The sequence below is a fragment of the Streptomyces herbicida genome, assembly GCF_032656585.1.
In the GTDB taxonomy this organism is placed as follows: domain Bacteria; phylum Actinomycetota; class Actinomycetes; order Streptomycetales; family Streptomycetaceae; genus Streptomyces; species Streptomyces herbicida.
Window position 1 is genome coordinate 1 of sequence record NZ_JAUYWJ010000063.1, and the last position, 5,038, is coordinate 5,038.

At 72.7% G+C, this 5,038-nt stretch carries 1 protein-coding gene; it reads left to right on the plus strand.

The genetic code is table 11. The annotated features are described in order from the left end of the window. On the plus strand, positions 1-5,038 hold a 5,038-nt coding region (locus tag Q8A52_RS48600; protein ID WP_316765112.1), incomplete at both ends, for an SDR family NAD(P)-dependent oxidoreductase.

Genomic DNA, 5,038 nt, shown 5'->3' on the forward strand with positions numbered 1-5,038 from the left:
CTGACCGAGGAGGTCGGGATTGCGGCGATCAACGGTCCCCGGTCCGTCGTGGTCTCCGGTGCGGGGGACGCGGTCACGGCGATTGCCGAGGTGTTCGCCGGTCAGGGTCGCAAGACGTCCCGGCTGAAGGTCAGCCATGCGTTCCATTCGCCGTTGATGGATCCGATGCTGGCCGAGTTCGCGGAGGTCGTTCGTGGTCTGACGTTCAGTGAGCCGCGGATTCCGGTGGTCTCGAACCTCACCGGCCGGCTGGCCGAGCCGTACACGCCCGAGTACTGGGTGCGGCACGTCCGTGAAGCGGTGCGCTTCGCCGACGGCATCGAGACCCTGCACGAGCTGGGTGTGACCACGTTCGTGGAGATCGGCCCGGGCGGCGTCCTCAGCGGCATGGCGCAGGGCTGTGTGGACGACATCGTCACCATCCCCGTACTCCGGGCAGACCGCCCCGAACCCCAGGCGCTCACCACCGCGTACGCCCAACTGCACGTCACTGGCGCCGAAGTGGACTGGCACGCCTTCTTCCCGGGCGCCCGGCGCGTCGACCTGCCGACCTACGCCTTCCAGCGCGAGCGCTACTGGCTCGACGCCCCCGCCTCCTCCGGTGACATGCGCGCGGTGGGGCAGGGCGAGGCCGGTCACCCGCTCCTCGGTGCCGTCGTGCCACTGGCCGACGGCGACGGACACCTGCTCACCGGGCGGCTCTCGACGCACACGCACCCGTGGCTGGTGGACCACGCCGTCAGGGGGGTCGCGCTCCTGCCGGGAACCGCGTTCGTCGAGCTGGCGGTCACCGCTGCCGACGCCGTGGGCTGCGACCTGCTGGAAGAGCTGACGCTGGAGACACCGCTGCTCGTGCCCGAGCGCGGCGGCGTCGCCCTGCAGGTGCGCGTCGGCGCCGACGACGGCTCGGGCCGCAGGCCGCTGACCGTGCACTCGCGGATCGACGACGGGAACGCGTACGCCCACGGGGACGACTCCGAGTGGGCATGGGTCCTGCACGCCTCCGGCTCGCTGACCGTCGCCACAGACGGGCCCGTGGACGGCTCGCTCGCCGCGTGGCCGCCCGTGGGTGCGGAGCCGGTCGACGTCGACGGGTTCTACGACCGCCTCGCCGGCATGGCGCTCGACTACGGCCCCGTCTTCCAGGGGCTGCGCGCCGCGTGGCGGAGCGGGGACGACTTCTTCGCGGAGGTGGAGCTGCCCGGCTCGGAGCGGACGGACGCCGGCGCGTACGGCCTGCACCCCGCGCTGTTCGACGCCGCCCTGCACACCGTGTGGCTGGGCGCGGTCGAGCCCGAGGCCGGGACGGGGAACGGGCTGCTGCCGTTCGCCTGGAGCGGCGTGCGCCTGGCGGGTGCCGGAGCCTCCGGCCTGCGGGTGAAGGTCTCGCGCGCCGACACCACCTCCACGGTGTCGCTGGTGCTGGCCGACGGCACCGGTGAGCCGGTCGCGCAGGTCGACGCGCTGACGCTGCGCCCGGTGCCCACCGACCAGTTGCGCGCGGGTACCGGCAGCGACGACGCGGTCTTCGGCCTGGAGTGGACGCCGGCCAGGCTGCCGTCCGCGTCGGCCGGCATGAGGATCGAGACGTACGAGGATCTCGCCGCTCTTCGGGCCGCTGACTCGCCGACGGACACCGAAGCCGGTGCTGGCGCCGGCGCCGTGGCCGTCGCCGATGCCGTGGTCGTGCCCTGCCCGACCGGGGACAGCGCGGACCTGGCCACTCGGGTCCGTGAGGTCACCCATGCCGTGCTGGAGCTGGTGCAGTGGTGGCTGGCCGAGGACCGCCCGGGGCGCCTGGTGCTGGTGACGCGTACGGGAGACCTCGCCCAGTCGGCGGTCCGCGGACTGGTGCGTTCGGCGCAGACCGAGAACCCCGACCGCATCGTGCTGGTCGAGACCTCCAGCGATGCCGATGCCGACGACGGCAGCGGTGTTGACGACGCCGCACTTGCCCGGGTGCTGCCCGGCCTGATCGCGTCGGGTGAGCCGCAGGCCGTGGTGCACTCGGATGACGAGGTCCGGGTCCCGAGGCTGGTCCGCTTCGCCGCGCCGGACGCGGAGGCGGAGCTTCCCGCCCTCGGCTCCGGCACCGTCCTGCTGACCGGCGCGTCGGGTGGGCTGGGCGGGCTGTTCGCCCGGCACCTGGTCGCCGAGCACGGCGTCCGCAGTCTGCTGCTCGTCAGCCGCCGCGGCGGGGACGCGCCCGGCGCGGCCGAGCTCGCCGCCGAGCTGACCGCGCAGGGCGCCGACGTCACCTGGGCCGCATGTGATGTGGCCGACCGCGACGCCGTCCGTGCACTCCTGTCCGGGCCCGGGCAGAGCCTGTCCGCGATCATTCACACCGCCGGCGTCCTGGACGACGGAATCATCGGCTCGCTGACCCCCGAGCGGCTGGACGCCGTGTTCCGCCCGAAGGTGGACGCGGCGCTGAACCTGCACGACCTGGCGGGTGAGTTGTCCGGCGACCTGTCCGCGTTCGTGCTCTTCTCCTCGGTGGCGGGCATCCTCGGCACGCCGGGCCAGGGGAACTACGCCGCTGCCAACACCTTCCTCGACGCCCTCGCCGAGCACCGTCGTGCCGCGGGCCTGCGGGCCACGTCGCTGGCCTGGGGCCTGTGGGCGCAGGACAGCGAGAGCGCCATGACCGGCAGCCTCGACCACACCGATCTCACCCGCATCAAGCGCCTGGGCCTCGCCGCGCTCCCGTCGGCGGACGGCCTGCGGATGTTCGACGCGGCACTGGCCACCGATCGGGCGGCAGTCGCCCCGATCCGGCTCGACACGTCCGCCTTCCGCGACGGACACGGGCAGCCCGTGCCGGCGGTCCTGCGCGGACTGGTGCGGGTCGCGCCGGTGCGGCGCGCGGCGCAGACCGCGCCGAAGGGATCGCTGGGGCAGCGGCTGGCAGGGCTGCAGGAGGCCGAGCGCGAGGACGTGGTGCTTGACCTGGTGCGCACTGAGGTCGCCGCCGTGCTCGGCCACGTCGGCGCACAGTCGGTCGGCGCCGACGACTCGTTCAAGGACATCGGGTTCGACTCGCTGACCGCCGTCGAACTGCGCAACCGGCTCAACTCGGCCGTCGGCATGCGCCTGCCCGCCACCCTGATCTTCGACTACCCGAACCCGCTTGCCCTCGCCCGCTTCCTCACCGCCGAAGCCGCAGGCTCCGGCGAGGCGGCGGCAGCCGTGCCGGCGACCCTCTCCACAGACACCGGAACGGCGGACGAGCCCCTCGCGATCGTGGGCATGGCGTGCCGCTACCCCGGCGGCGTGCAGTCGCCCGAAGACCTGTGGCAGCTGGTGTTCTCCGGCCGCGACGCCGTGTCGGGCTTCCCCGAGGACCGCGGCTGGGACGTGGAGAAGCTCTACGACCCGAACCCCGACCAGTGGGGCACCAGCTACACCCGAGAGGGCGGCTTCCTGCACGACGCGGCGGACTTCGACGCCGAGTTCTTCGGGATCTCGCCGCGTGAGGCGCTGGCGATGGACCCGCAGCAGCGGTTGCTGCTGGAGACGTCGTGGGAGGCGTTCGAGCGGGCCGGGATCGACCCGGCGACGGTGCGGGGCAGCAGGACCGGTGTCTTCGCCGGCGTGATGTACCACGACTACGGCGGGCGCGTGCACACATCACCGGCTGGGCTGGAGGGCTACCTCGTCAACGGCAGCGCGGGCAGCGTCGCTTCGGGGCGCGTTTCGTACACGTTCGGGCTCGAGGGCCCGGCGGTCACGGTCGACACGGCGTGCTCGTCCTCGCTGGTGGCGCTGCACTTGGCGGCCCAGGCGCTGCGCAGTGGCGAGTGCTCGATGGCGTTGGTCGGCGGCGTCACGGTGATGGCCGGCCCGAACGTCTTCGTGGAGTTCAGCCGTCAGCGCGGTCTGTCGGCGGACGGGCGGTGCAAGGCGTTCGCGGCCGGGGCCGATGGCACCGGCTGGGCCGAGGGTGCGGGCATGCTGCTGGTGGAGCGGTTGTCCGATGCCCGGAGGAACGGGCATCAGGTGCTGGCGGTGGTCCGTGGTACGGCGGTGAACCAGGACGGTGCGTCGAATGGTCTGACGGCTCCGAACGGTCCGGCGCAGCAGCGGGTGATCCGGCAGGCGCTGGCGAACGCCGGTGTGTCCTCGGATCAGGTCGACGCAGTGGAGGCGCACGGTACGGGTACGAGGCTGGGTGACCCGATCGAGGCGCAGGCGCTGCTCGCCACGTACGGTCAGGACCGGTCGGAGGACCGGCCGTTGTGGCTTGGCTCCCTCAAGTCGAACATCGGCCATGCGCAGGCGGCCGCGGGTGTCGGTGGTGTGATCAAGATGGTCATGGCGATGCGGCACGGTGTGCTGCCGCGGACCCTGCATGTGGACGAGCCGACGCCGCACGTGGACTGGTCGGCGGGCGCGGTGCGGCTGCTGACCGAGGCCGTCGAGTGGCCTGCAAGTGACGGGCCGCGCCGAGCTGCGGTGTCCTCCTTCGGTGTGAGCGGCACCAATGCGCACGTGATCGTCGAGCAGGCGCCTGGCGTGGCGGAGGATTCCCCGGCTTCGGCCTCGGGTGGTGCGGTCGTTCCGTGGGTGCTGTCGGCGAAGAGCGATGCGGCGCTGCGGGAGCAGGCGGGCCGGCTGCTGTCCTTCCTGGACGCTGAGGGCGTCGGGGGCGTCGGGGGCGGCGGGGTACGACCGGAGGACGTGGCGTTCTCGCTGGCGACCTCGCGTGCGGTGCTGGAGCGCCGTGCGGCGGTCGTGGGCGGGGATCTCGCGGAGCTCCGGCAGGGGTTGGAGGCGCTTGTTTCCGCCGCTGCTCCGGTGGGTGGTGCTGTCGGGGGCAAGGTCGGGTTCTTGTTCTCGGGCCAGGGGTCGCAACGGATCGGCATGGGACGCGAGTTGTACCAGGCGTTCCCGGTGTTCGCGGCGGCGTACGACGAGGTGTGTGCGCTTTTGGATGCGCCGGTCGATGTGGACTCGGAGGAGTTGGATCAGACGGGTTCGACGCAGCCGGCGTTGTTCGCCGTTGAGGTGGCGCTGTTCCGGTTGCTGGAGTCGTGGG